This window comes from Variovorax sp. Soil_C_26 (assembly GCF_057657075.1).
On sequence record NZ_JBDGJC010000039.1, the window covers coordinates 1 to 908 of the forward strand.

Consider the following 908-nt stretch of genomic DNA (forward strand, 5'->3'; position numbering starts at 1 on the left):
GTGAATCGCCCCGGCTTTCATGGAGGCCGGTTGGTTTAAGTCATGCCGCCGTCTTGAAGGGCTGACTAGCGAGTTGCCGGTAGTAGTTTGCCTCAGCCTCTGCAGGCGGGATGTAGCCAATGGGTTCGAGCAGGCGCTGGTGGTTGAACCAGGACACCCATCGAGCGTCGCAAACTCCACCGCCTCCTTGGTCTTCCACGGTGCCCGGCGATGGATCAGCTCGGCCTTGTAGAGGCCGTTGATCGTCTCGGCCAGGGCGTTGTCGTAGGAATCGCCTTTGCTGCCTACTGAAGGCTCAATGCCAGCCTCGCCCAGTCGTTCCGTGTACCGGATGCTGACGTATTGCGAGCCGCGATCGGAGTGACAAGTCAAGCTGCCGTCGCGTTCGGGTTGACGGTCGTACAGCGCTTGCTCCAAAGCATCGAGCACGAAGTCCGTGCGCATTAACTGCTGACTCACCAACCCACGATGCGTCGGGCGAACACATCGATCACGAAGGCGACGTACGGCCAGCCCTGCCATGTCGACACGTACGTGAAATCCGAAACCCATAGCTGGTTCGGGCGCTGCGCTCGGAACTGCCGGTTGACCCGATCCACAGGGCATGGCGCCCTGGCATCGTTGATCGTGGTCTTCACCACCTTGCCGCGCATCACGCCTCGCAGCCCAGGCGCCGCATCAGCCGTTCGACTGTGCAGCGCGCCACCGCAGTGCCCTCGCGTGCCAGTTGCCTCCAGACCTTGCCGGCCCCATAGACCTGCATGTTGGCCTGCCAGACGCGCTGTATCGCCGGCATGAGGACATCGTCGCGGTGTGCTCTGGCGCAGCGCTTGTGCGGCTCACGCAGCAGCGCCGCGTGCCGCCGGTAGCCCGACGGGGCGATCTGCAAGACCTTGCAGATCGGCTCG

Annotated in this window: 1 pseudogene; it reads right to left on the bottom strand. The window is 63.3% G+C overall.

What is annotated here, in order from left to right:
• Positions 1-40 precede the first annotated feature (40 nt).
• A pseudogene (locus AC3A6G_RS27345) lies at positions 41-908 on the bottom strand (IS3 family transposase); the annotation flags it as partial.